Below are 25,516 nucleotides of genomic sequence, written 5' to 3'. Positions count from 1 at the left end.
GAACCTCATGTCGCAGGTCAAAGCGGGTGCCGCCTACGTCGAACTGACCACGCGGAACTCGAAGTTTCTCAAAGGACTGGAAGCTGCCAAGAAGCGGCTCGAGCGCTTCGGGGCTTCGACACGGCTGATCGGTACTCGGTTGATGAGTATCGGCACGGCGGCTGCCGCGCCGCTGGCCGGTAGCCTTGCCGTGTTCTCTTCTTTCGACGATGCGATGCGCGGCGTGAAAGCAATCACGGGAGCGACGGCTTCCGAGTTTGAAATGCTTCGTGACAAAGCAAAGCAACTCGGAGCCACCACCAGTTTCTCTGCCAGCGAGGTTGCCTCGTTGATGACCGAATTAGGTCGAGCAGGTTTCAATCCGAAGCAAATCGAGGATATGACGGGTAGCGTGATGAATTTGGCTCGAGCGACTGGAACCGATGCGACAATTGCGTCCGGTATCTTCGCCGCCGCGATTCGTCAGTTTGGGATGGAGGCGACCGACGCCTCTAGGGTGGCCGATGGTCTGACTGCGGCTGCCAACAAGAGCTTCAACAGTGTGGAGTCGCTCGGTGAAGCCCTATCTTACGCCGGTCCCGTTGCCGCCGATGCCAACATGAGTCTGGAAGAGACGCTGGCAATCTTGGGAACGCTCGGCAACATCGGCATCCAAGGCAGTTCGGCGGGTAACGCGTTGAAGCGATTGTTGACGCTTAGTGCCGCTGAGTCAGAGAAGTTTCAAAAAGTCTTTGGTGTCGCAACGATGGATGCCGCCGGCAATGCGCGACCACTGGTCGATGTGTTGGGCGAAGTCGCCGATGCAACGAAGAATCTGGGTTCCGCGGAGAAGGCAGCCAAGTTCAATGAGGTGTTCGGTCTGCTGGGGATCACTTCGGCGTCGGCCATTGGAAAGTCTGTGACCGACACGCGTGCATTGCTTGACGAACTGAAGAACGCAGGAGGCGTGGCGGACAAGACGGCAAAGGAGATGGACTCTGGTATCGGCGGAGCGTTTCGCATCTTGAAAAGTTCGATCGAAGGCGTTGCCATCGCAATTGGCGAATCACTCAACGGGCCAATCACAAAGATGGTCCAAGCCTTCTCCCGAGCCGCATCGGGACTGACCGAATGGATCGGCAACAATCGCCGGACCGTCCAAGTTGCTGCCATCGCAGTTGCGGCCATCATTGGCATCGGAGCCGCATTGTTTGCGGTTGGGACGTTTGCGGGAATAGCGAGTTTTGCAATTGGAGGCTTGGTCAGCCTGTTCTCGGTTCTTGGCACCGTGATCGGCTTCATCGGCAGCGCCATCGCCGCTTTGTTCTCGCCGATCGGGCTAGTGCTCGTTGCCGTGGCCGCGCTCGGTGCTTACTTCCTCTATGCCAGCGGTATCGCCGGCAAAGCAATCGAGTACCTCGGAGCCGTCTTCCAAGTTCTAAAGAAAGACACGTTGGCTGCGTTCGGAGCAATCGCGAATGCCTTGTCAGCCGGCGACATCACCGCCGCATCGCGAGTGCTTTGGGCTTATCTCAACCTGCAATGGACGCGCGGCATCGAGCACTTGAAGGGTGCTTGGCGTTCTCTGACGCTCACCATCGCACGCGGATTAGTCATCAGCCTGGAGTACATCGCCAACGCGTGGGATGAAACCATCGGGTACTTGGCCGACGGTTGGTCCGTGTTTTCAACCTATCTCAAACAACGCTGGAACGACGCAACCGGGTTCATTCGCAAAGCCTGGATCAAGCTCAAGAGTCTGATCTCGGACATCGATGTTGAAGTCGAGATGCGAAAGATCGACGACGAAACGCAATCGGCCAATCGTGCCGATGAACAAGCTCGCAATCAAGCGATCTCCGAACGAATGCAGCAGCGAGAAGCGGCAGCAAGGAAGCGTCGTGCAATGCGCGAGGGCATTAACGCAAACTTGCAGGGAGGAGGCGTCGACCAGGCGGGACGGCAGCGAATCGATCAAGCCCAATCGGAACTCGACTCGGCGGTCCGCGCTGCAAACGAAGTGGCCGGCGACGATGCGAATGCTTCTGAGCAACCGCAGCTACCTGATCCTGGCAAGCTCGACGTCGAGATGCCGAAACTGGACGCGCCGCAACTGCAGGCTCCCGATTCAAAGGACCTGCAACTCGGCCTCGATCGGGATTCGGAGGATGCGATCAACGGTTTCGGCTCGGACACTGAAAGCGTGACAGCCAGTTTTGATTCGGCCGGCATGGGATTTGGCAAGGACGTTTCAACGCTGAAAGCCTTCGTGCCCCAGCAGCCAGACCAAAAAGTCACGGCTGATGGGGAACCCGAACTACCGGCAATCGCTGATGTGCCCGTTGTCGATACCGAAGCGATCAACCAATCACTGGCTCAAGTCAACCAGCAACTGACCGCCTTCGACGAGTCGCTTTCATCAGGCGATCAGCAAGTCGAACGCACCGTCACGTCGGAAGGAACCGGCCTAAGCGAGAGCGTGCAACGAGCCATCACGGAAACGGCTGAAAACACCAAGAAGCTGGTCGAACGAGCACGTGACGGAGGCTTGGTGTTTGGCTAATGGGATTCACCGCGGGAGGATACAACTTTGAAATTGCCGCGCTGACGCCCAAGGCAACTCGCGGCAATCAAACTGCCGACGTTACTTCCTACGTCGCTGATCGAGGCGGAGGTTTGGTCAGTCCGGCTGCCGCAGCGGATGCGTTGTTGGGCTACATCAAACAGATTGATCCCGATGTAATTCCCAACCTGCGAATCGACGCCGAGCACATCAATCAAAAATACGCGTTGGTTACCGCCAACATCACTAAGAAGAAGCTCGATCCGGTTTCGTTCAACACGACTGGAGCAACGACGCACCTCAACCAATCTCTGGCGACGCGTGGAATCTACCCAGCACCAGGCAAAGTCGCACCGGTCTACCAAGGTGCGATCGGCGTCAGTGACTCGGGCGTGGAAGGCGTCGACGTCACGGTGCCAGCTTTCGAGTTTTCGGTTCGTAAGAAGTTTGAATGGGTTTCGACGGCTTACTTGCTAGCGGTCGTCGCAATGACTGGCCGGACCAACTCCACGAACTGGTCCATCTTTTCACCCGGTGAAGCTCTCTTCCTCGGCGCAGAAGGTGGCGAAGACGAGCAGAATTGGGTCGACATCACCTATCACTTCGCCGCACGCTCGAACCAACCACTGCTTTCCGTCGGAGCGATCACTGGAATCAACAAACGTGGCTGGGATTACTTGTGGGTCAAACACGACGAGGAGGTGGTCGGTGATCGCGTGTTGCGACGCCCGGCCGCAGCGTACGTCGAGAAAGTCTATCCGGAGGGTAATTTCAATGCGCTGGGGATCGACTGATGACACGACGAGTCCGACCCGGCGACCAGTTCAATATCACGGCCGCCGAGTACAACCGACTGCTCGCCGCTGCCGATGCGCTTCATAAGAACAGACTGCCAGGCGGAGGCGGTCCAAGAACCCACATGCAAAACGCGGCGACAGTTCGCGTTCACAACACAACAACCGAAACGATACCGATCGGCGGTGTGGGCGGTTTTCTGACTCCGCTCACCGATCCACTCAAAGGGCCCGTTGAACTTGCTCGATTCGTACGCGATGCAACAATCAAAGTCGGCAAGCCTGGAGCAGAAAGTTCCACCGGCCGCGTGGGAGTCGCAATTGAACCGATCGCGAAAGACAAAGTCGGTCGAGTTGTTTTTGATGGCGTGGTCGCAGCGGTTATCAACGTCAAGGAGACCTGGCACGAGTATGCAGACGCATCGTTGTCGGACAGCTTCATCCTTGAATCCAAGCCTGAAGGATCGGCGCAGATTCTATGGCGCCGGAATCCGACTGACACTGGAGTCCAATGGGCGGTCGTTCGAGTCGGCCACCCAAAGGACATCGTTTACCTCGCCAAAGTTCCTGTTGGCGGGATCACCGCTCGCAAGGGGATCGTCACGGGAAGCGGCGAATGCGACCTCTTCAAGCTCGACGAGACCGGCAAAATTGAAGCGGTTCTCGACATCGATGGCGAGCAAGTCCGCATCGTCGCCCGCAACCATTCAACACAACGAATTCGGGGGCCTATCGATGGCTCCGGTGACCAGTACCTCAACGTCACATTCGACGGCAACCAAACGTGGGTGCTCGATCCGCCCAAGCACACGCTACTTTGCAAACCAACCAAACGAATCAAAGCCAAGTCCTGGGGCACCGCCCGCGAACTTCGATTTGATGGTGCGCAGTGGCGACCGATCGGCGTCAAGGTCTCGGTTTACAACGTCTGCGACTACGCGTTGCTGGCGTCGCAACAGATCGTTTGCCACTTCCACGAAGACACGTCGGCATACCTCACGATCGGTTGCCGATGCTGCGACGGAAGCAGCTCAAGCTCCAGCAGTTCGTCATCAAGTTCCAGTAGCGACAGTTCATCCTCAAGCAGTTCTTCGTCCAGCGAATCCTCTTCAAGCAGCTCATCGGCCAGTAGTTCGTCGAGCGACAGTTCATCAATCAGCCTGAGTCTGTCGAGTAGCAGCGGCGATTCATCATCTTCGTCATCCCCAAGCAGTAGCTCGTCATCAACCAGCTCAAGTTCGTCGAGCAGCGGTTCAGCGAGCAGTTCTTCGAGTTCCCTATCCAGCTCGTCATCGCTCTCAAGCTCCTCGTCGTCAGACAGCTCATCATCGAGCCAGTCATCGTCCAGCGAATCATCATCTTCAAGTTCCTCGCTTAGCAGTTCCTCATCAAGCCAATCGAGTTCATCCTCAGACAGCAGCGATTCGAATTCCTCGTCGAGCGATTCATCCAGCCACAGTTCTGATTCGTCTTCGACAAGCTCAATCTCCAACTCAGCTTCGTCGTCTGACTCAAGCTCACCGTCCTCGTCTGACAGCCAATCATCGTCCAGCGAATCGAGTGAATCATCAAACAGCAGCAGCGATTCGGAATCGAGCCAATCACAGAGCGGAAGCGAATCCAGCAGATCGCACAGCGAGCCGAGCTTTTCAGATCAGTCCGGTTCGAGTAGTTCTTCATCAGCCTCCTCGGGATCCTCTTCCAAATCTCAGTCGGCAAGTTCATCGGGATCCGAATCCAGCGAGTCCGATTCCAAATCCGAGAGCTCAGCCAGCGACAGCGAACCTTCCAGCACCAGCGAATCGATATCGGCTTCATCAGAATCCGATTCAATATCGAGTGATTCAGTAAGTGAATCGGAAAGCGAATCCGGCAGTCCTTCTGACAGTGAGTCTTATTCAGAACCCAGCCATTCGCGATCCTATTCCACCTTACAAAGCAGCCAAAGCGATTCCGTATCGAGTCAGTCGCAGTCGGATTCCCAATCCCAATCGGACAGCAATTCGCAATCTCAATCGGCCAGCGGCTCTGAAAGCGAACCGAGCTATTCGCGGGAGTCATCTGCCAGCGAATCGCATTCCTACAGCCAATCTGGATCCGGCAGCGGTTCAGTATCCACCAGTGGAACGCAGAGCGGTTCCGGTTCACTCAGCGGTTCCCACTCACTGTCAACGAGCGATTCCCAATCCGATAGCCAATCGGACTCAACCTCCGATAGCCGATCACAATCGCAATCGGACAGCGGATCCCATTCAACTTCAGAGAGCGACCGGCCCAGCGATAGCGTTGATGATCCCAGCGTTGCCGAATCATCGGCAAGTCACAGCGAGCCACCGTCTGAGAGCCAACCATCCACCTCCGAATCCGATCGGCCGAGTCAGAGCAGCGACCACAGTTCCGATCGCCCGAGCGAAAGCCGGTCTGAATCTAGCGAAGGTTCCGAGCGACCGAGTTACAGCACTAGCGAACCGCCATCGGAAGACAGCAGCGGATCGAGCGAACCGTGCAACAGCACCTGGATCTGGTCCTGCGGCTGGGAATTGGTCGATAGCGACTGCGAAGATCCCGGCGAACCGCCGACCAGCTCCGGAGCCTACGACGGACAAGTAGCGGGGATGACGGCATGATTCACTGTCCTCGTCTGACCCAGGACAACGCCTGCGAAGTTGCCGGGCAGATGGCCGGCTGCAAAGTTCGCACGACACCGTCCGCATGCAACGCCTGCCAAGCCAATGAGAACCCAAGGGCGATCAATCTGGTCACGATCGGCATGGCGCTGGTCAATAAGAAACGCCGCAAACGGGACACTCGTGAGCTCGAGTCACTGCTTCGCAACTATCTCCCCGAACGCGACGAACCCGAGACGATCAAGATCGACCGATTCCGTCCCGGTCCTGGCAACGAACTGAAACGCATGTTGGCCTGGTTCGCCAAGCCGAGCGAAACCTGCAACTGCGAAACCCGAGTCGACACGATGAACGACTGGGGCGCGGAGGGTTGCCGCCGCAACATCGACACGATCGTCGACTGGTTACTCGAAGAAGCCCAATTAAGAGGTCTGCCCCATGGAAGGTTTACGGCTCGAATCGCCCGCGGACTCGTCAACACCGCCATCCGCAAGTTCGAGCAAAAGTTCCCCGAAGGGCCATCCGAGCCGAACGACGATGCTTAAGAGCCAGTCGATCGTTGATCGCTGCTTTTTGATCAACCTCGATCGCCGGACGGATCGCCTCCGGGAATGGCTCGAACAGTTGCCCGACCCGTGGCCGTTGCCAGAGCCCGAACGGTTCCCAGCGATCGACGGCCGGCACGTTGCAACGCCACCTCAATGGCGAGCCGGCAACGGAGCGTGGGGCTGCTATCGCTCGCACCTGTTGATCTTGGAAAAGTGTCTGACCGAACACATCGATTCGTATGTGGTGTTTGAGGACGATGCCGGATTCACCGACGACTTTGCCGATCGCTTCACTGCATTCGTTGACGCGTTGCCGGCTGATTGGGGACTGGTCTACCTCGGCGGCCAGCACCTGTACGCCGGCAAGCATCCCCCGCAAAAGATCAGCGAACATGTCTATCGCCCCTACAACGTCAATCGCACCCACGCGTTCATGGTCCGCGGTCGCGAGAACATGAAAGCATTGTATCGGCACCTGACCTGGAACGATTGGCATCACAAACACCACATCGATCACCACCTCGGCCGCTTCGTCCAGCGCCGATACGAGGCACTTGTCCAAGGAAAGAACATTCAAAAGGAATCGATCGCGGTTTATACGCCTGATCGTTGGATGGTGGGCCAGTTACCAACGAAGTCCAACATCTGCGGACGGAAGTGGAATCAAACACGGTTCTTCAATGACGCCCGCAACGCCGATCACTCGGACGCGCCGTTCTTTGCGGTTCTCGGTCCGCATCGTGCGGGTACGTCCTGCGTGGCGATGGTCATGCATCATCTGGGCGTCCACATGGGCAACCAACTCGGCGGCTACGAGGCAACTGGCGGGGGTGAAGCGGTAGGACTCGCACAGCTATGCGAGAAATCGATGCGGTTCCCGGCGACCGACCCGGTAATCAGTGATCAGCAGCTTACGCAACAACTGAAATCATGGATCGTCACGCGGAAGTCAGAAGCAAACCGAGACAAAACGGTCGCCGGAGGAAAGTACCCGCATCTGTGTCGTTTCGCAGAGCACCTGCACGCCGCACTCGGCGATTCACTCCGCATCATCGCGGTGAACCGAGACATCGAAGCCTCGATCCGCAGCCTGCAAGATCGATCTCGCAAGCACGCCGGACAATGGTTTGCTGCCGACGATGAGTCCTGTGAGCGTCTTCAGCGGAGCCTGCTGGAACATCGCGATCGATTCATCGAAACACATCCCGATGTGCCGGTCTTCAAGATCGAGTTTGCAGAACTGACCGCGGAGCCCGATCGCGCCATCGGTGAATTGATTGAATTCCTCGGTATCGAGCCAACCGAAGACGAAATCGCCTCGGCCATCGCACACGTGAACCCCGAACTCAGAAAGCACGGGTGAGACCATGAGCGAAGCAAAGCCATTTTCACCGGACGACATCACGTTCTGCATCAAGACCATTCATAGACCCTGGTCGTGTCATCGGTTGGTCGAGTCGCTCCGCAGGCACTTCGACAATCCCAAGATTGTCGTCGTCGATGACGGCCGACCGGACCTGCGATTCTCAGCGAAGTATCCGCAGACGGCACGACACTGCAAAGTGATCGACCTCGACAAGCATGATGTGGGAGTTGGCATTGGACGGAACACCGCGATCGACGCTGCAGAGACCGAATTCATCTTCCTGCTCGATGACGATCACGTCATCACACCAGATCTGCACCTCGATCGAGTCTACGAGCGATTTCACGAACACGATATCGACATCCTCGGCGTACGTCAGGGCGGAGGCGGAAGGCCACTGCTGTTTGCGCCGCTAATGAACGGCAAACGCATCTGGATGTTTCGAGGCGAGCACCGCCGCGTTGGACCACTCGCCTGGTGCGACATGTCCAGTAACGCGTTTCTAGCTCGGCGCGAAACCATCGCCAAGCTGAGATGGGATCCAGAGATCAAGACGTACGAACACTGGGAGTTCTTCTACCGAGCTAGTCACGTCGAAAACCTGAAAGTAGCCGTGGCGGAAGACTGCATGGTCGTCCACGCCCATGTGGGTGCGAAGCCCTACGGCGATCTGCGTTGCCGACCCAAGTTCCGAAAACGTGGTTTGCGCAAACACGGCTTCCATTCAATGCGTTATCCCGGCGGAGGCATTGTTCATGCGTGACCAAGTCACCTTCTGCATCAAGACCATTCACCGCCCACAGTGCTGCGCCGCGCTGGTTCGTAGCATCCACGAACACTGCGGCAACAATCGTCCGGCAATTCACGTTCTTGACGATGGAAAGCCAGAGCTTCGCTTTTCGACGAATTGCCCGACCGAAGCGGAAATGGTCGACGAACTGATCGAGACCGAATACGACATCGGTCTATCCGCCGGCCGAAACCGTCTGCTCGACTTCGGAGACTCACCAATCGTCGTCTTCGCCGATGACGATCACTTGGTTACGGCACGGACTCGATTGCCGGAACTAGTCGACACGCTGAATCGGAACAACGACATCGACTTGCTGGCCGCATTGAGCAACAACGACGAACGACCGCGAATGCTTCGCAGCAACGGAAGTCGACTGCGCATTCACCGCGGCTATCTGCGAAAACAAGGCTCGATTCGCTGGTGCCACTACGTCGGCAACTGCTTCGTCGCTTTTCGAGACATTCTGCAAGCGATTCGCTGGGATGAAGATCTCAAGGTTGAGGAGCACTGGGACTTCTTCTGGCGGTGCAAAGTAGCCGGCGTCAACGTCGCGGTCGATGTTGGCCATTCCTTCAAGCACGAACACGTGGATCCGCCTGGTTATCAGCGATACCGCCCTCAGTTCCTAAAACGTGGCCTCGAAAAGCACGGATTGGAGAAGGTGATCTGGCGATGATCGAATTGCCCGCGCTGGAATACCACCTCGCACACGGTTGCAACCTGTCCTGCCAACAGTGCAGCCATTACAGCAACTTTCGATTAGCCGGCGCGATGCCAACGCCGTCCGAAGCGAAGGCTGAGTACAAAGCCTGGAACCATCGCATTCTGCCGAAGCGGTTTGCATTGCTCGGTGGCGAACCACTGTTGAACCCAAGGTTGATTGAGCATTTGCATCTGGCTCGCGAATGCTGGCCGCACTCGGACCTGATGCTCGTAACAAACGGCTTCTTCTTTGACAGACATCCAGATTTGCCGCAGGCACTCGTTGAAATCGATTGCCGATTGGAAGTCAGCCAACATGGGACACAAGAGGCATACCTCGAGCGATTCCGCAAAGCCAAACAAACCGTCTGGCGATGGCGAGAGGCATATCCACGCATCCAGATCAAGATTCGTCAATCGCATCGTGGGTGGATGAGGCAGTACCGAATCGAAGATGGCAAGCCAATGCCGTTCGATTCCAAGCCGAATGCCGCGTACAAGATCTGCATGCAGAAGACCTGCACGCAGTTGTTCAAGCAGAGACTCTGGAAGTGTCCGGCACTCGCCTATTGGTCGCAACTTGAACAGCGATTGAGCCTCGGAGAGATACCCGAGTGGCAGTTGTTCCGAGACTACAAAGCCTGCTCCCCCAAATGCAGTGACGCCGAGCTTGCAGCGTTCCTAAATTCAAAGGCCGTTCCTCAATGCGGGCTCTGCCCAAGCAAGCGGGTGCCCTTCCATCATCCCGATCCAATTCAAAGGAGTGAGCTTCGATGAGCTTCCGTTCGCGCCGTCCTGATTTGCCGCCTCCATGGCCACCATTCATTCCGCCGTTTGATCCACCGGGAAGCGAGCCTCCGTATGTTCCGCCAGATCCGGACCCACCGGAGGGATCAAGCACCGACGATAGCACGTCTAGTTCCGAATCACGTCCCGACTGGTGGCCCGAGGATTGGCCGTGGCCGCCGGAACCCGAAGAGCCAACAGTCATCGAAGCCTATCCCCCAATCCACACGTGGCCGCGACTGCCGCCCGACCATCCGTATCACGTCCCGCCCGGCTACTCCGCGCCGGACAATCTGCCGCCTGGTCATCCCGGAGAGTACTATCCAGGCATGCCGCCGTATCCAGTCGTCCATCCAGTTCCCAACGACGAAGATTCGTCGAACGATGGCAGCGCGTCTTAACCGTTTGCGGACTGTCGACTGACAGTCACCAAGAATCAGAATTGAACAACTTCCCAAGCCGGCTAATCGCCGGCTTTTTTCGTTTCTGGACCAAACCAACATCCAGCTTGCTGAAACCAAGGCGTCTCGATAGGTTCGGGACAAGGCCGAAGCAAGACCGCCACGCCGCTATAAAACCAAACCAAAAACATGGGGCGAACAAACCGATGTCCGAACCACTTTTAAAGATCCCGAATCATCATTCCGCAACCTGCGGCGACCCACCGATAGTCAACGGCCAAGAATCGCATCTCTACATCGGTTACTTCGAGAACGAACACGGCGAGCAATGGATCTTCACCCGCGACCGCAAAAGCGGCATCGCCACCCTCCGGGGCGGCGACATCGGCTGGAACACCGCCATCGACGTCACCAATGGCCCGTCATCCGAATGGGTGTTCAACCAATCAGAATTCGAATGGCTTCGAGCGTGCTTGAGGGCCAGCGGCAGCCGATAGGAGATCAACCTGAGTCTATGGCCTGCCTGGTAGCAGTGGTCGATGTTCTGGTGAACGTGCAGTCTGGGGAACGCGTTTAAATAAGACCTCGGATTCGACGTGTCCATCGACACCGCAACCTCGGAGCACTTCACCGGCCAAGTGATCCGAGACGGCGACAAGATCTTCTACGCATCACTCCCAGCCACCAGTGCCTTCGTCAAGAGCCAAGAATGGACGCGAGCCGAATCGTTTGCGAACTGAGCGATCCAGTCACTTCTATACAAAACGCCCGTGAGGGAACCATCCTTTGTGGGCGTTTTCGTGTATCGATGCAGATCAAACTATATGTCCGACACGTTTCTTGCCCAATGTCATCTGCCGGATTCTTCCAATGCTTCTCGAATCCGCGGTAGCAACATCGATGGCTCCGTCGTCTTGAATAAGGGACCGATCAAATGGGTGATGGGCGACCCGCTGCGTTGGACGCGGTTCAGGTATTCGGCCGTACGTTTATCGACTTCGGTTGCATCCGCGTACATCGAAAGGCAGGCGAAGGACGCATCTCCAAGATCGCTCCCCGCGACACGGTCAGCCGACTGCTGGATCTGATGCAACGCTCGGTCGAATGTAAGCATCGGAAGCGATTCAGGCGGGACATCCAGCAGGTTCACTTCGACGGGCGGTCTCAGATTTCGTCCAATTACATTGAGTTTTTCGGTAAGTGTTCCTAGTTCACCAAGCTCGCCCAGCGTCATGTCATCGTTCGCCAAGCACTCGGGCACGCCGAAATGCTCGCACACTTGCGATGTGAACTCTTCTCCTCTGTCGAGCATGGCTCGAACACGATTGCGTGTTTGGATGGCAAAATCCAACGCCTGCTGATCGACATCTTTAATGTTCTTGTCGCCAGACGATCGGACCTGCTTCGCAAGATCCCCAGCAAGCCGACGGGCACATTGATCAAGATCCGTAGGCGCGACCAAGATTTCTTGTTTGATTTCGCCGATGGTTCGACCATTTACCCCACTCGGATCGGTTCTTGAAAACGAAACGACATAGCGGTCCTTTTCCAAGCTCTCGCGACACTGATGGATGAACGGCTCCCAGACTTCGTTGTCGGCAACAAACATATCGCTGCCAACGCCGGTTTCCCAGATATTCTCCCGGACCCGATCACGAATGGCAGCTAGTTCACGAACGCCATCGTGGACGAAGGAATGGAGTTCAGCCGCCCCAATGTCGGTCATTGCACCCGTGAACCAAGACCTGTCGTACGGACGCGGCCAAGCGATCATTGGCAGCCGAGCGAGGAAAGCGAAACGATCGCGAACAATCTGGTCACACTCGTGCCGGAACAATTCGCGTAGATGAGTCAAACTTAAAATGATGCAGACATTTAGTTCTGACAGTTCATCAATGAAGTGCTGTGCTTCGCTCCGTCTCTGCTCACGGCCGGACCAGAAATCCTTAGCCAGCCGGCCGAGCGTTGCCGTATCGAGAGAAACGTATTTGGGTGTAATGAGCATAGACGTTTTTCAATCAGCTATTCGCCGTTTGCACCTTCTCCACCGGAGAAAGCGGTCGCGATGACTCTCAATGATTCTTCGCAGTCTTTGCAAGTCTGCCGGAACTGTTTCAGCAGTGACCCATGCGTTGCTCTAGCCTCTTTCTCGCGATTCTTCGCGGTGCTGCCTGAAGCATGCCCCTTCAATTCAGACCTCAAATTGTGAACCGTGTGCAGCGGTGACATCACATCGCGTGCACGGCCGGCATCAAACCCAAAACCAATCAAGCACTCTTCGACCAGTTTCAACGCACGAAGGGAATCCACCCCGGTTCGGCCAAGTTCATTTGCTTTCCCGCGAAGCCATCGTTCGTTCAAAGACTCGACAAGAAGCTGATCGAGGTACAGAAATTCATTCGCCCATTCATCACGACCATCGGTAAGTGGATAGTTTAGTTTTCGCAGCAACGAAGGATCACGAATGGTCCACCACGAAGCCTTTGATTCCTGGAGTTCTCGGCATTGCTTCTTCAGGGCTTGAAGCGCGTTGTACTCTGTGGACCACTGGCCCCCAAAGTCTCGCCGAACCACACTTTCGCTCAGTGGTGCCTTCGGAGGCTCGTTAAATGACTTCCAGTGCAGTTGCTCTTCGTAGGGAAGGTCCCCCAAATCACACAGGTAGACGTGAATTTGTCCTGCATCATTCACGTCGTATCCCTTCATGTACCAGGTTCCGCGACAAGAGATCGAGTTGCTTTCAACGGTGTACTTCTCGGTGTCGGCTTTGTACTTGGTGAGTACCTCAGGACGAAAAAACGCCGGAGTCACTTGGAACGGCAGTCCTTCTTGCTTTGTGAAGTAGTTTGCCAGCATATTGGGGTCGCACGATAGTTCTTTGATCACCTCGTTCCGCCAGTCGTGCGCGATGAACGATGCATACTGCCTCTCTTCGTCGCTGTAAGGCGGCCAAAGTGACTGGGCCAGCTTCTCCTTGCTGATCGCAATGTCCGCGAGCTGAATGCCGCGAGCGTAACTGCCGATCCCACGTTGCACGGTTAGCGATCCGCGGACCGTGTCGCTTTTCGGAAGTTCTCGTCGGCCTTGGTTGTCTGCCCAGCCTGAAAAACCACCGGTCCGAAACCGAGTCACGTCGAACATGCGCAAAAATATTTGATCCGTCACCGCCGCGTATCTGGCGAGGAATTCTCGCTCGATTGACACCATTCGTCCGTTTCCAACGGAATGAACCTGCACGACCTCTGCGATGTCACCACGATCATCAATCGTGCACCATGCATTTCGTTCCGGCAAATGATGAAGTCCCAGAACGTGCATCATTTTCTGGTTCATTTCCACATAGAGTTGGCCGTCGTCAATCGCATCGAAATCCCGCAGGAAGATTAGCTTTTCGCCTTGATCCAATACGTCAGATCCGCTGTAGTCGATAGGGTCGCAGATCCAAACCCGGTCTCCCTGGGTGGCCAGCCCCCAGGTGCCATCTGCCGACATGTTCCATCCAAGCAAGCCGTCGATCGCTTGCTCATCCGTCATCTCGAATCGCGGTACCAAGACCGCATGCCAGAAAAAGTGATTCATACTGGCATAGATGCAGATGCGATCGTCGCCGATGTCCGCTTCAAGCAGCGCAACGGTGTCATGCTGTTCAATCCATGTGTCAAACTCTTCGCGAGACGCCGGTTCGGTGGCCGCACGCTCGAATGGTTTCAGATTATAAGGATCCAACCGTTCTACTCCCTGCTCAGCGTAGTTTGCTCCGAAATGCCATCACCGAGATAGATCGGATCACCCCGGCGAATTTCAGCACGCTGCACGTACAATCGACCGGGGGCTCCGAATTCTCGCATCAGCGTCTTGAAGCAGTCGCGATGGACTTTCAGCCAATGGTCCCAACCCATTTTTGGAGTGTCTGATTCGCTGCCCAAGATGTCAGCACCGGCTTTGTCCAATTCATCGCCAATCAATTCAACTAAACGGTCGCGGCGAGCATCGTCACGATTATCGGCGTCGAAAAGCACCAGCATACGATCGAAGACTGCTGAACTGATGCTACGAGCAGTATTCCAAGACTCCATTGTCGTTCTGGCAATCTGTCCGATCACGGCTTCATCAGAATGTATTTGCTCATACTCGATTGCCTTCAACACGATCGCGAATCGGTGTTCAGCAATCTCGTTTGCGATCGGCTCCATATCGGGCTCATTCTCTTTTCCCCAGAAGGTGATGAAGCTCTTTCGGTTGTTTGGCTTGCCGAGCGTCCAGGATTCTTGAAGCTCAACGACTTCGCTCGCGGCCTCGTTCTTGAGGATTCCGTTTGTCATCACGAATGTTTGCGGCGGACCATGCCAAGATTTCGATAGCCGAAACGCGTGGGGATCTTCGCCAAAAGCGACGAAAACCGCATCAAGCGTTGAAGTATCGGGGTTGCTACTTACAATGAGTTGATGCGCAAACGGTCTCGACTCCAATCCCGCTTTGGCAAGAATCTGCTCGTAGCGGCCTCGGTATTCAGGCTCGTACTGCAAGCCGAGCGAATATTCGGCCAAATCCATTCGGCCCACCTTCTCCGACGCATTGTCGAGCACGTAGTCTCGAACGAGATCACGACAGCCTTGCAGATTGTGGGATCGCGTAAAACGTTCTGGGTCGCTTGCTAAAAGATGGTCGAACGTCAGCAGTATAGATTTCAGCATGCACACTTCGAGAAACGGATTCACAGACGGCACTGCAGCGAAAGTCACGTCCTCCCGTTCTGGTTCACATGCTCGGATCGTTTTTAGCGGGAGGCCAATCTGTTCGCTGAGCCGCTCAACGGATTCAACATCTTGCCCGTAGACCGCCTTTACCTTGCCTGTCTCATCCTTCTCAACGAACGTGCCGCAGATTTCGAGCTGCCCCATCCTGTTGATCCGGCACGGATACTTGTGGTTTGGCGTCTCAACATTCAGCCCCGCGGCTCGGACGCGACTGGGCACCACATGAGATAGATTCATTAACACCGGCCAGTAGACCTGCTTAGCGGCTAGATCCACGCGACGTGCGCTTTGTTCGTTGAATTCGGAGGAAGTCACAGTCTGTGACGTCACACGACCGCCCAGCGAATCCAAGATCGTATGCTCGACCTTGGTGGCTGCTGTCAGCGTCTCGCTAGTAAAAAGGCAGGTGTTCATCGAACGTTAGGAGACTCAGAATCCCTGCTTGGTTCGCTCATTGCAAATCGCCCTGCGTCTCGATCATTCCAACGAAGTTCTGCATTGGCGGCACGAATTAGTTTTGGAAGTCCTGAAACGCGCGAAGCGAATTGTCATTGCTGATCCAGGTCAATCGAGTCACGTCGCTTCAGTGTGTCGATCAATTTGTAGACACGCGTGCCCGGGCAGTTCGGTACATCACTCGTGCCATCTGCGTTTCTTGCTCGTTCAGTGGCTTGAATGACTTGGTCTGCGGTGAGCTGAAGACGCGCCACGTTTGATTTGTTGTAGCCGCCAGCGGCTTGCCGAAGCCTTGCTTCAAAGCTGCCACAGCGTAGTGACGAACGCTGTTCTTCCGAAACTACACCGGATGGATCTTCTCCGAGCAACTCAAGAAGCAAACGGTCGTCGACGTCCGAGAAATGCATGAGTAACCAGACCTCGAAGCAGGGATTACTGATGGCAATGCCAAAACCTTTGCTGCGACACTGTTGAAGCACTTGTGAGAGTGCGCGCTGATTCTCGCCACGAATCCAATGATCTGCATCAATGCATAACCAGAGTTCATCCTCATCTCCAACTTGCTCCTCTTGGGAGTACTTATTGAGTCTTTCAAAAACCGAGGCCGGAGACGAATGTCCGTCTTCCGTGGGAAGAACCCTGTACTGCACTCGTCGAGCGCGAAACTTGGAAAAATACTGTTTGACCGCATGTGTATCCTCACACGCGATTACGACAATGCTAGTGTCTCGAAGTGCTCCGCTGGTTCTGTCAAGCGATCGGCGTTTCCTGGGCATCTTTCGTTCCGTCTCGGGTGCAGCCCAGCCATTCGGCGAGCGAGGAAATATCACCAATGATAGGTAAAGCGTCGAAGCGTCCCTGCAGATAGCCTTTGCGCAAGTTCAGATCTTTACGGATCTTGAAATCAGTTAGTGGAGTCAAGCGACTTTGTCCGGTCTTGTCTTTCTCAACCATCCAATACTCATCGCGTCGCAACAGTTCCTGGTCAAGCAGATGAGCCTCGTGCGTCGTGACAACCATTTGTCTTCGCACGCCTGGGCAGCTCGTGCTGAAAAATTCAACTAATTCCCAGCACAGCTTGGGGTGAAGGCTGCGGTCGAGTTCGTCGATCACAACAACACGACTGCGCCCCTGTTGTGGGTTTAGATAAGGTAGGTAGTGCAAGAGTTGCTGAGTGCCGTCGGATTCTTCACCGAATGGAAGCATAAATCGCACGTCTCCCTCATTTCCTCGGTGAAGGGACATGAGTTGCCGCGTAATTACTTTGGTCGGGTCATCCGGGTCAATCCGCTCATCCATGTCGCCGGAACATCCATATCGGTAGTACGGCATGTATCCGTCATCGCCGAAACTTTGAAAAATTTCTCGTTCATGGTCACGGCAATCACGAGACTGCTCATGGAATTGCAGTTCACAAATTCCCGTGTCGACATTGCACAAAAACGACTCTGCGAACTTTTTGAAAGGTGTATCTGAGTAGAGTCTTTCGAGCATGTCGCAAGATCGAGCTTCTGCTTCGAGGATAATTAGATCCTCAGTCAACCATTCGATTACTCCACGCAGCGTTGCACCAAGGCTTTCCTCTGGAAGCGAATTGGCTCGACTAAGAAACAGCTGAGTTGGACGGATCGGTAATTGAGACAACACGGACAAGGTGTGTTGCATCTCGGCATCATTGGAAAAAAATGACTTGGGAGCATCACCTACCACGGTTTGCCCCTTTTCATCGCGGACAAAAATATCTTTCTCGCGTGTACCTCGAAGCGCGCTTAGCCACTCAGCTACGATTCCTCGACGACCTACGTCAAAGCCATAGGTGAAAATTTCGTCGCCGACCATGAATCGAAACTCGAATGACGACGGTTTTGCCGCCGTGCTCCGATCGAATCGAAATGGTTCAGGGCCAGCGTGATGGCTTTGGCTTCCGGTACAAATTAGCGTTTGCGCGTAATCCATCGCCTTGATCAGATTCGACTTTCCTGCCGCGTTTGGTCCATACAGCATGGCCGTGCGTACAACGTGCTTGTCGGCTTTGTCGATCTGAATCAGGTGATCTGTATGGTCGGTCAGCTTGGGGCTGGCGATCATGTCCAGCGTCACTTCTTCGCCAAAGGAGCGGAAGTTGCTGACGGAGAATGAAATCAGCATGGGGAGTGCCTTCGGGTGAGATGCCGTTCTTTCCGAGATCGGTGAAAAACTCTCGGATGACTGTCTTTCTCGTCTTTCTATCGGTATAGAATAGGCCGCAAGCGAGAAAAAGTCGAGCCCAGGGTCGCTGGAGACGCTATTTCAGGGCGATATCGCCCCACAAACGTGATTTTTTCGCGATTAAGCGGCTCGCAAGGCCTAATCCTGATCGGCCAATATCCGATGGATCGACGCGGTGAGGAGCTGCTCAGTCGTTGATTGGCGATCGCGGAGACCGGCAGCAACGCGATCGCATTGGGCGAGCAAGCGATCGACTTTGGCGACGATTCGTTTTTGCTCGGCGAGCGGTGGAATTGGTATCGGAGTCAACCGTAACTTCGACTGGGAAACATTCATCTGGCTTGCTGCCATCCCAGACTTTGAACGTTCTATATGATCTTGAGACACTCCGGCGTTCAGACAAAGTGCAACGAATTCATCGAACAGAAAACCTTCCAGCAGATGGAAGCGAATGATCTTGTCAGAAATCATCAGTCGTGGGCGAACGCTCTTAATCAAGCAGGAGATTCCTACGCGGTTTTGCGGACCAGCACGCGTAATCAGCAAATCACCTACCTTTGCTTCAGCCTCAGGCCTTGGCACCAAGCCGGATGGCAAGCGTTTGTGCTCCTCTGGATGGAAACGAAATGACTGTACCGCAGTTGTCTTCAACACTCCCCATTCGGTTTCATCCACGGTGGGTACAGGTTCGCATGCCGGGCTCCAACCAGAATCCATAAGCTCAATTAAATTTCCCAAACGTTCCCATCGCCAATGTTTAGAAACTGATCCGTCAAGATCTTTTTCAGTGAGCGGCGGCAATTTGACATTGCGAACTTGACCAGATGCAGCGCGTTCTCTTCTTCGTGCGGCGAGTTGAGCGACCAATGACTCAGCTGGTTCGTCGTTGGGGTCTTGTTTGACGAGTTTGCCTTGGACGGCGAGGGCGAGGATGGTTTGGCGGAGGTCGGCGAGGGTTTCGGGACGATCGTGAAGGATCTCGAAGTGGTCCGACAGGCGTCGCCAACTGCTGGCCAACTCCTGGGAGTCGCGGCTGCTCGTCAGGCTCGCCAAGACGCTCCGCCGACTGCGATCCGTTAGCGACAACGTTTCGCTCCGCTGCGTCTCCAAGCGATCACACAGCCCCATCAAACTGTCCACCTTCGCCACTATCCGCTTCTGCTCAGCAAGTGGTGGGAACTGAACCTCGATCTGCTTCAGCACCTTCGTGCTTATCCCTGCTTGTCCGATCCAGCGATTGCAGAGATTAAAAAAGACTTGGTTTCGAAGGAGAAGCTCAAAGTAGCGCACAAAAAATCCGGAATCAACTCTTTCGTCCAATCTGATCAGCGTAAGGTGATTGCTGAACGCAAAATCATAGTCCTCATCGACGAGGCAAGTCTTTCCAACCAGCTCTTGGCTGTTGGTGTTGTTGAAAATGATGTCACCACGCTTTATGGAACTCTTCTTTGGGTCAATCTTGCTAGGATCAACTCGGATCAAGAGGTCAAAGTTCAGTTTTCCGTTTGTTGAAACATTGTGAGTTCGCAAATGAACGTGCCCACCAGCAGCCTGGTGTTGCTTACCGCAAGCGGAACCGGGCTGGATTCTGGTGGATAGTTTTCCAACGGTGGTCGTCTCCCAGCAATCAATCGGGTATTGAGTGTCACTGCTTAATCCACCCGCGAACGCAAGCTCGAGGATCAGCCGTCGAATAGAGTCAATCCCACTGGGTGAACTTAGATAATTCGCAATGTCTCCAAGGAAGATGTCAGCATTGCAACTGCCAGACAACTCATGCAGCAAAGTTTCGGCAGCTACGCTCATTTCACGGCTCCGGTGAGGGCAGCTGCGAGTTCCTCTTTCAATTCCTCGATTGTTTCATCTGTACTCGCACGTACCGCTTTCAGTTTTGCGAGCAGCTTGTCAGGATCCCCTGGACCGTCCTCGACCGTGTTCGCGTTCTTAATGTCGAGGTTGAAGATCGGCCAATAAATCTGGTCGCCGGCGGATTGCTCGTTCCTGCTCTGCGTAGCGAGTGATTCGTACTTGGCTTCTAATTCGGCGAGTTCCGCTTCGAGCCGTTTGAGCTCTGCTTTGCTTTTCTCGCTGCGAACCTTGGCACGAAGGTCCTTCAAGCCTTCGTTCATTGCGGACGCTTCGTTCTTGAGCGTCTCGGCCTCGTCCCAGTGCGGCTTTGCTCGCGCTTCCGCGTCTGTTTTCAAAGCGGCGAAGTCCACCTTCCAGGCTTGGTCGGTTTCAACGCGATCCGCGAACCCTCCTCGTTCCTTGCCCCACCAATCAAGTAGCGGCAACAACTCTTCCAGCCGCATCGGCTTGGTTTTGGAATAGCTCTTTTGGCCTTCTGGGTATCGGTGCTCGTAGAACCAGATCGTCTCGGTTGGCTTGCCGTGGGTGAAGAACAGCAAATTGGTCTTGATGCTGGTGTACGGAGCAAACACGCCGTTGGGCAATCGCACGATCGTGTGTAGGTTGCATTCTTCGAGCAGCTTCTTCTTGATGACTGCTTTGACGCCATCCCCGAATAGCGTTCCGTCCGGTAGCACCACCGCGGCGCGACCGCCCTTTTTGAGTAGCTTGCGAGTGATCAGCGACATGAACATGTCGGCTGTCTCGCGGGTCTTGATGTCAGCGGGAAAGTCGCTGCCGACACCGTCGTCTTCCATGCCGCCGAAGGGTGGATTGGTGATGACGCAGTCAACGCGTTCAGGATGACTCCAATCGTTCCAGCCCTTTGCGAGCGTGTTGGTGTGGTCGATCTGGCTGGGCACGTCGATGCCATGCAGCAGCAAATTGGTGACGCACAGCAGGTGGGGCAGTTGCTTCTTCTCAATTCCCCGAATGCATGTCTCGATCGCCGAACGGTCTTCGGCGCTGGACCGCTTTGTCAGTTGGCGACGAAAGTGCTCGATTGTTGCCGTGAGAAAGCCACCGGTACCGCATGCAGGGTCGAAGACAACTTCTCGCTTCTTGAGGCTCGGGTTGACGGCGCGGACCATGAATTCGGTGACGGCACGTGGCGTGTAAAACTCTCCGGCATTGCCGGCGCCGCGTAGATCGCTGAGGATCTGTTCGTAGAGATTCCCGAGTTCGTCGCGGTTGCCTTGATTGTGGAAGTTAATCGCTTCGTCGAGTTTTTGAATCACGCCCAACATCAGCGGGCCTGATTTCATGTAATTGTTCGCGTCGGCGAACACGTCGCGAACGACCTTGGCTCGCGGATCACGCGAGTTTGGCAAGTCTTTCAGCTTTGGAAATACAACCGAGTTGACATGCTCGATCAGTTCGCTGCCGGGAATCGCGGGCACCCCGTCTTTTTCTTTTGCCCAATCACGCCAACGGCAGCCTTGGGGAATGACGCTGCGAAATTTTTTGCCAGCGTCAGCGGCGTCGTCTTCCCATTCCTCTTCTCGCTGGTCGTAGATCTTCAGGAAGAGCATCCACGTTAGCTGGCCGATGCGTTGGGCATCGCCGTCGACACCATCGTCCTTCCGCATGATGTCTTGAATGGATTTGATTGTTGTGGAGAGACTCATTCTCTGGCTTCAATTGCAATGATCGTGGATGGATGAGACCGAGTAGAATATCTCGGCTTACGCAGCGGTGTTGTCAGGTTCGTACAAGGCTTTTTCGAGTTCAGTCAGTGCGAGTGAGAAGGCTTCGTTCCCGCCGAAGATCTCGCGTCGGATCTGTGTCTTGGTTCCAAAGTTGGAAAAGGGCGGCAGCTCGAGAATCTTGGCGTCTTCGATATCGATGATGCCGTTCTCGGCGTATTTATCCAGCAATGCTTCCAACACGGCACGGGCTTGATCTCCGTATTTGCCGAAGTAGTTCCGCTTTTTAACGCGATCGGCTCGCTCGCGGCGTGTCAGCGGTTTTTGATCGTAGGCGATGTGAACGAGCAGATCGAAAACATCGAACTGGCTCGCACTCGGAATCGCATCTCGCAATGCGTCGACCTCGATACCCACTTCACTCAATTCATCTAAAACCGCACGTTTGCGTTCGGCTCCGCTCCATTTCTGCAGAAACTCGTCGAGCGTCGCGAACTCTTGAAGCAGGCAACGTTTGATCTCGTCGCGTAGATGGATACGGTATTCTTCGGTTCGCAATTGACCGTCGGCACCAAGGTAGCTGGTTCGCTCGATGCCGGGTTTGACATCAATGTCATCGACGACGTAGCGAATGCGCCCCGGTGGATCTTCACCGCCACCGGTGTCGTCATCGTCGTCGCCGTCGGGGAAATCATCGTCGGGATCGCCGTCCGCACCCGGGCCGTCTTCTTCCTGGTCATCGTCCGCTGTCTCATCGTCATCCTCCGGGGGAACGATGTCATCATCGGGGCCGGGCTCGTAGATCGTGACGGGTTCGCCATCGAATTCTGGATCGGCGAACAAGCGGGTTGCTCCCTTGAAGTCCATGATGGTGAAGTACAGCTTGCCGTAGTCTTCGCGAATACGGGTCCCTCGGCCAACGATCTGCTTGAATTCAGTCATCGAGTTGATCGTTTGGTCCAAGACAATCAACTTGCAGGTCTTGGCGTCGACGCCGGTTGTCAAAAGCTTGCTTGTGGTCGCGATGACGGGGTAGGGTTCGTCATTGTCGATGAAGTAGCCCAGTTCCTTCTTGCCTTCGGTGTCGTCGCCCGTGATGCGGACCACGTAACGGCGATTCGATGCCGCCTCTGGTATCAGTTTCACCAACTCTTGTCGCATACGTTCCGCGTGCGGTTGATCGTCACAAAAAACGATCGTCTTGGCCATCGGATCGGTGCCAGAAAGGTACTGCCACACCCGCTTGGCAACGAACTGCGTCCGTTTCGTGAGAATCAAATCGCGGTCGTAGTCCGACGTGTTGTACTCTCGAACTTCGATCTCCTGTCCAAGGCGATCTTTTTGGCCAGGCGTTGGAGTAAACCCCAGTGCGTCGACATCAGAGATAACCCGGATCACTTTGTACGGTGCGAGGAAACCGTCTTCGATTCCTTGCTTGAGCGAGTAGGTGTAGATCGGCTCGCCAAAGTACTTGTAGTTAAACTCCGGATCGTGGACTTCACGTTTGCCGTCTTCTCCTTTGACAGCCGGCTTTTCTTTGGGCGTCGCCGTTAGCCCAATATGCGTCGCCGAGGAAAAGTATTCCAAAATCGTTCGCCAGGCAGAGTCCTCTTTGGCGCTTCCGCGATGGCATTCATCGACCACGATAAGATCAAAGAAGTCGGGCGAGAACTGCCTGAATATCTGCTGTGATTCTTCCTTGCCAGTCACCGCCTGATACAGAGCCAGGTAGACTTCGTAGTTGCGTTTGGCCTCACGGTTTTGAATCTTATGCATGACTTCACCAAAGGGGGCGAAGTCTTGCTGCATGGTTTGGTCGACCAGAATGTTTCGGTCGGCAAGGAAAAGTATTCGCTTTTTCTTCTTGGCCTTCCAGAGACGCCAAATGATCTGGAACGCGGTGTAGGTTTTCCCGGTGCCCGTCGCCATGACCAACATCATGCGATCGCGCCCAGCGGCGACAGCTTCGACGGCTCGGTTGATTGCGACTTGTTGGTAGTAGCGTGGTTCTCGCCCACTGCTGTCGACATGATTGGGCTGTGACAACAGCGGTAGATTCTCGGGGTCGTCCCAGCCTTTCCAAATGCGATATTTCTGAAAGAGTTCTTCGTAGCTTGGAAACTCGTCGAGCGTAATTTCGCGTTCCGTCGGACCGCCCAATTCCGTCCGGTCGTGCATCAAAAAGCCAGAACCGTTTGAACTGAACGCAAACGGGGCATCGAGGGATTCGGCATAACCCAGCGACTGCTGCATTCCGTGGCCGACGGGAAACTTGTTTCTCTTCGCTTCGATCGTGGCCAGGGGCACATGCGGCATCGCGTAGAGAACGTAGTCCGCTCGTTTAGGACCTCCTTTCGCCTGTGGATTGGTCAAACGCCTGGCAAGCTTGCCACGAACGACAACCCGGCCGGCGGTGAGCTTAACTTCCTCGCGGAATTGATCTTGCTGCCAACCGGCAGCCAACAGCGCAGGCGTAATCAGCTTGGTGCAGATGTCGCGTTCGCTGTACCCCTTGATCATGGCTCACTATCGCCCGCGAAATATCCGTCGCACGCTTCGGATCGCGGACGGCAAATTGACTAAAAAGTCCACATAGCATACGCTACCCCTCGATGTACCACAATCTGGGGAGAACATCATGCGATTTGGCGAGCGAGTGCGACAACTCAGGCTACAGAATGGACTGACTCAGGGTGCGCTTGCTGCAAGCCTGGAGGTCAGCATGTCGTACATCTGCAAGGTCGAGAACGAGAAGTTGCAATTCGGTGATTACCCGTCAGAGAAGTTCATCCACAAGTTGGCTGGCGAACTGCATGCGGATGAAGACGAGTTGCTGTTGCTGGCCGACAAAGTGCCCGCTTCGATTCGCAAGCGTATTCGCCAACGACCTGAATTGTTTCGTAAATTGGCTCGCCTAGATAAACAGTCGCTTGATGCGTTGGAGTCATCCCTAAACGTCTAACAGCGCGCCTCGCTATGCTGCAGAGAGACTTCATCAATCATGGGCGATATCAAACTATTTCGAACGAACGGCGATGCGGTTGAGCAACTGGAGGGGACTTCGGTAGCGTTGGAGAAATCGCTGCAGGAGCTGATTGAGAAGCATCTAGAAACGTTCTTGGGCGTGCGTTTTTTGGCAAGCGAATACTCGACGGGAAAAACCCACGCAGGTCGAATCGATACCCTCGGCATCGATGAAAATGGGTGCGCGGTAATCATCGAGTACAAGCGATCGACTAACGAGAATGTGATCAACCAGGGCCTCTTCTATCTGGACTGGTTGCTCGATCACAAAGCAGAGTTTGAACTGTTGGTGATGAAAAAGTACGGGTCCGAGGTCTCAGAGACGATCGAATGGTCCGCACCTCGTTTGATCTGCATCGCGGGTGATTTCACGAAGTACGACGCGCACGCGGTCCAGCAGATCAATCGCAACATTGAGCTCATCAAGTATCAGCGGTTCGCCGACGAGCTCTTGCTTCTCGATCTTGTTCATTCGGTCTCGGTTGATTCCGACACGGTTGTACCCGCAACGACCACCACGACTGGCGGGACACCCCAGACATACAAGACTGTTTCGGAGTATCTCAGTGAGGCTGACCCGAAAACCGTCGATCTATTCGAGGCTGTGAAGGCTTACTTGCTCGGCCTTGGTGATGACGTTCAGGTCAAGACACTCAAGTTCTACTTCGCATTCAAGAGGATCAAGAACTTTGCATGCGTCGAAGTGAGGAAGCAGACCGGAAAGGTCTTGATTTACGCAAAGGTCGAACCGACGCCCGAGGTACTGGAAGAAGGATTCACACGCGACGTACGCGAGATCGGCCACTTCGGAACCGGTGACCTGGAGATCACCCTCGGGTCGATCGAAGACCTCGAGCGAGCAAAGCCATTGCTTGAGCAGAGCTACGAGGCGAACTAGGCGGTTCGCAAAATCCAGTTGTATGGCGTCCTACTGCGATCAGGTGAATCCGCATTTGTT

24 protein-coding genes and 1 pseudogene are annotated in these 25,516 nt (G+C 54.9%); 13 read left to right on the top strand and 12 right to left on the bottom strand.

Annotated elements, in window-relative coordinates:
- The first annotated feature begins 7 nt into the window (after nucleotides 1–7).
- Complete coding sequence (locus tag SV7mr_RS22920; protein WP_145277073.1) at nucleotides 8–2,542, top strand: phage tail tape measure protein; 2,535 nt, start codon at nucleotides 8–10, stop codon at nucleotides 2,540–2,542.
- Nucleotides 2,542–3,336 carry a hypothetical protein gene (locus SV7mr_RS22915; RefSeq protein WP_145277072.1) on the top strand — a complete coding sequence of 265 codons (795 nt, stop codon included), beginning with the start codon at nucleotides 2,542–2,544 and terminating at the stop codon, nucleotides 3,334–3,336. The genes SV7mr_RS22920 and SV7mr_RS22915 overlap by 1 nt, the downstream gene beginning before the upstream one ends.
- Before the next feature lie 476 nt (nucleotides 3,337–3,812).
- Here SV7mr_RS22915 and SV7mr_RS22910 read toward each other — a convergent pair whose 3' ends face one another.
- From SV7mr_RS22910 to SV7mr_RS22900, 3 genes are all read right to left on the bottom strand, one after another.
- Nucleotides 3,813–4,043: a hypothetical protein gene (locus SV7mr_RS22910; RefSeq protein ID WP_145277071.1), complete on the bottom strand. Its 231-nt coding sequence runs from the start codon at nucleotides 4,041–4,043 to the stop codon at nucleotides 3,813–3,815.
- Nucleotides 4,044–4,270: 227 nt separating this feature from the next.
- Complete coding sequence (locus tag SV7mr_RS22905) at nucleotides 4,271–4,828, bottom strand: hypothetical protein (RefSeq protein ID WP_145277070.1); 558 nt, start codon at nucleotides 4,826–4,828, stop codon at nucleotides 4,271–4,273.
- Between the two features lie 656 nt (nucleotides 4,829–5,484).
- On the bottom strand, nucleotides 5,485–5,688 hold the full coding sequence (locus SV7mr_RS22900; RefSeq protein WP_145277069.1) for a hypothetical protein: 204 nt from the start codon (nucleotides 5,686–5,688) through the stop codon (nucleotides 5,485–5,487).
- 271 nt (nucleotides 5,689–5,959) lie between these two features.
- Here SV7mr_RS22900 and SV7mr_RS22895 point away from each other — a divergent pair, with 271 nt between their 5' ends.
- From SV7mr_RS22895 to SV7mr_RS25725, 8 genes are all read left to right on the top strand, one after another.
- On the top strand, nucleotides 5,960–6,508 hold the full coding sequence (locus SV7mr_RS22895; protein ID WP_145277068.1) for a hypothetical protein: 549 nt from the start codon (nucleotides 5,960–5,962) through the stop codon (nucleotides 6,506–6,508).
- Nucleotides 6,501–7,874, top strand: a complete 1,374-nt coding sequence (locus SV7mr_RS22890; protein WP_419187808.1) for a glycosyltransferase family 25 protein — start codon at nucleotides 6,501–6,503, stop codon at nucleotides 7,872–7,874. Before SV7mr_RS22895 ends, SV7mr_RS22890 begins: the two co-directional genes overlap by 8 nt.
- 4 nt (nucleotides 7,875–7,878) lie before the next feature.
- Nucleotides 7,879–8,640, top strand: a complete 762-nt coding sequence (locus SV7mr_RS22885) for a glycosyltransferase family 2 protein (protein WP_145277067.1) — start codon at nucleotides 7,879–7,881, stop codon at nucleotides 8,638–8,640.
- Nucleotides 8,633–9,346: a glycosyltransferase gene (locus SV7mr_RS22880; RefSeq protein WP_145277066.1), complete on the top strand. Its 714-nt coding sequence runs from the start codon at nucleotides 8,633–8,635 to the stop codon at nucleotides 9,344–9,346. The genes SV7mr_RS22885 and SV7mr_RS22880 overlap by 8 nt, the downstream gene beginning before the upstream one ends.
- Nucleotides 9,343–10,149 (top strand): radical SAM family protein, encoded by an 807-nt coding sequence (locus SV7mr_RS22875; RefSeq protein ID WP_419187807.1) that lies wholly within the window; start codon nucleotides 9,343–9,345, stop codon nucleotides 10,147–10,149. The genes SV7mr_RS22880 and SV7mr_RS22875 overlap by 4 nt, the downstream gene beginning before the upstream one ends.
- Nucleotides 10,146–10,559: a hypothetical protein gene (locus SV7mr_RS22870; RefSeq protein ID WP_145277065.1), complete on the top strand. Its 414-nt coding sequence runs from the start codon at nucleotides 10,146–10,148 to the stop codon at nucleotides 10,557–10,559. Before SV7mr_RS22875 ends, SV7mr_RS22870 begins: the two co-directional genes overlap by 4 nt.
- 41 nt (nucleotides 10,560–10,600) lie before the next feature.
- Entirely contained in the window at nucleotides 10,601–11,056 is a 456-nt protein-coding gene (locus SV7mr_RS22865) for a hypothetical protein (RefSeq protein ID WP_145277064.1), read from the top strand.
- 99 nt (nucleotides 11,057–11,155) lie between these two features.
- Nucleotides 11,156–11,299 (top strand): hypothetical protein, encoded by a 144-nt coding sequence (locus tag SV7mr_RS25725; protein ID WP_419187806.1) that lies wholly within the window; start codon nucleotides 11,156–11,158, stop codon nucleotides 11,297–11,299.
- Between the two features lie 110 nt (nucleotides 11,300–11,409).
- Here SV7mr_RS25725 and SV7mr_RS22860 read toward each other — a convergent pair whose 3' ends face one another.
- The 6 genes from SV7mr_RS22860 to SV7mr_RS25720 form a co-directional block, all read right to left on the bottom strand.
- Entirely contained in the window at nucleotides 11,410–12,564 is a 1,155-nt protein-coding gene (locus tag SV7mr_RS22860; RefSeq protein ID WP_145277063.1) for a hypothetical protein, read from the bottom strand.
- A gap of 17 nt (nucleotides 12,565–12,581) precedes the next feature.
- A complete protein-coding gene (locus tag SV7mr_RS22855) occupies nucleotides 12,582–14,285 on the bottom strand; it encodes a hypothetical protein (protein ID WP_145277061.1) in 1,704 nt (567 codons plus the stop codon).
- A gap of 5 nt (nucleotides 14,286–14,290) precedes the next feature.
- The gene (locus SV7mr_RS22850) at nucleotides 14,291–15,730 is read right to left on the bottom strand and encodes a hypothetical protein (RefSeq protein ID WP_145277059.1); all 1,440 of its coding nucleotides are present in this window, start codon (nucleotides 15,728–15,730) and stop codon (nucleotides 14,291–14,293) included.
- A 134-nt stretch (nucleotides 15,731–15,864) separates the two neighbouring features.
- Nucleotides 15,865–16,548 (bottom strand): RloB family protein, encoded by a 684-nt coding sequence (locus tag SV7mr_RS22845; RefSeq protein WP_145277057.1) that lies wholly within the window; start codon nucleotides 16,546–16,548, stop codon nucleotides 15,865–15,867.
- Nucleotides 16,523–17,920: an AAA family ATPase gene (locus tag SV7mr_RS22840; RefSeq protein WP_145277054.1), complete on the bottom strand. Its 1,398-nt coding sequence runs from the start codon at nucleotides 17,918–17,920 to the stop codon at nucleotides 16,523–16,525. Before SV7mr_RS22840 ends, SV7mr_RS22845 begins: the two co-directional genes overlap by 26 nt.
- Nucleotides 17,921–18,118: 198 nt before the next feature.
- The gene (locus SV7mr_RS25720) at nucleotides 18,119–18,847 is read right to left on the bottom strand and encodes a restriction endonuclease subunit S (protein ID WP_419188497.1); all 729 of its coding nucleotides are present in this window, start codon (nucleotides 18,845–18,847) and stop codon (nucleotides 18,119–18,121) included.
- A gap of 27 nt (nucleotides 18,848–18,874) precedes the next feature.
- On the opposite strand from SV7mr_RS25720, the gene SV7mr_RS25715 reads away from it, so the two are divergent.
- The gene (locus SV7mr_RS25715; protein WP_419188516.1) at nucleotides 18,875–19,060 is read left to right on the top strand and encodes a hypothetical protein; all 186 of its coding nucleotides are present in this window, start codon (nucleotides 18,875–18,877) and stop codon (nucleotides 19,058–19,060) included.
- Between the two features lie 63 nt (nucleotides 19,061–19,123).
- Here the strand turns inward: SV7mr_RS25715 and SV7mr_RS25710 are convergent.
- The 3 genes and pseudogenes from SV7mr_RS25710 to hsdR all read right to left on the bottom strand — a co-directional run.
- Nucleotides 19,124–19,786, bottom strand: a pseudogene (locus SV7mr_RS25710) (restriction endonuclease subunit S); the annotation flags it as partial.
- Nucleotides 19,783–21,516 carry a type I restriction-modification system subunit M gene (locus SV7mr_RS22830; protein ID WP_145277050.1) on the bottom strand — a complete coding sequence of 578 codons (1,734 nt, stop codon included), beginning with the start codon at nucleotides 21,514–21,516 and terminating at the stop codon, nucleotides 19,783–19,785. The pseudogene SV7mr_RS25710 and the gene SV7mr_RS22830, both read right to left, overlap by 4 nt.
- 57 nt (nucleotides 21,517–21,573) lie before the next feature.
- A complete protein-coding gene (hsdR, locus tag SV7mr_RS22825) occupies nucleotides 21,574–24,054 on the bottom strand; it encodes an EcoAI/FtnUII family type I restriction enzme subunit R (RefSeq protein ID WP_145277048.1) in 2,481 nt (826 codons plus the stop codon).
- 118 nt (nucleotides 24,055–24,172) lie between these two features.
- On the opposite strand from hsdR, the gene SV7mr_RS22820 reads away from it, so the two are divergent.
- Both SV7mr_RS22820 and SV7mr_RS22815 read left to right on the top strand, forming a co-directional pair.
- Nucleotides 24,173–24,496 carry a helix-turn-helix domain-containing protein gene (locus tag SV7mr_RS22820; protein WP_145277046.1) on the top strand — a complete coding sequence of 108 codons (324 nt, stop codon included), beginning with the start codon at nucleotides 24,173–24,175 and terminating at the stop codon, nucleotides 24,494–24,496.
- Between the two features lie 39 nt (nucleotides 24,497–24,535).
- Nucleotides 24,536–25,456, top strand: coding sequence for a DUF5655 domain-containing protein (locus SV7mr_RS22815; protein ID WP_145277044.1), 921 nt, complete (start codon nucleotides 24,536–24,538; stop codon nucleotides 25,454–25,456).
- Nucleotides 25,457–25,516 lie beyond the last annotated feature (60 nt).

Origin of the sequence: Stieleria bergensis, from assembly GCA_007745635.1 — a bacterium.
GTDB classification, from domain to species: domain Bacteria; phylum Planctomycetota; class Planctomycetia; order Pirellulales; family Pirellulaceae; genus Stieleria; species Stieleria bergensis.
This window is presented reverse-complemented; position numbering and strand designations above follow the sequence as displayed.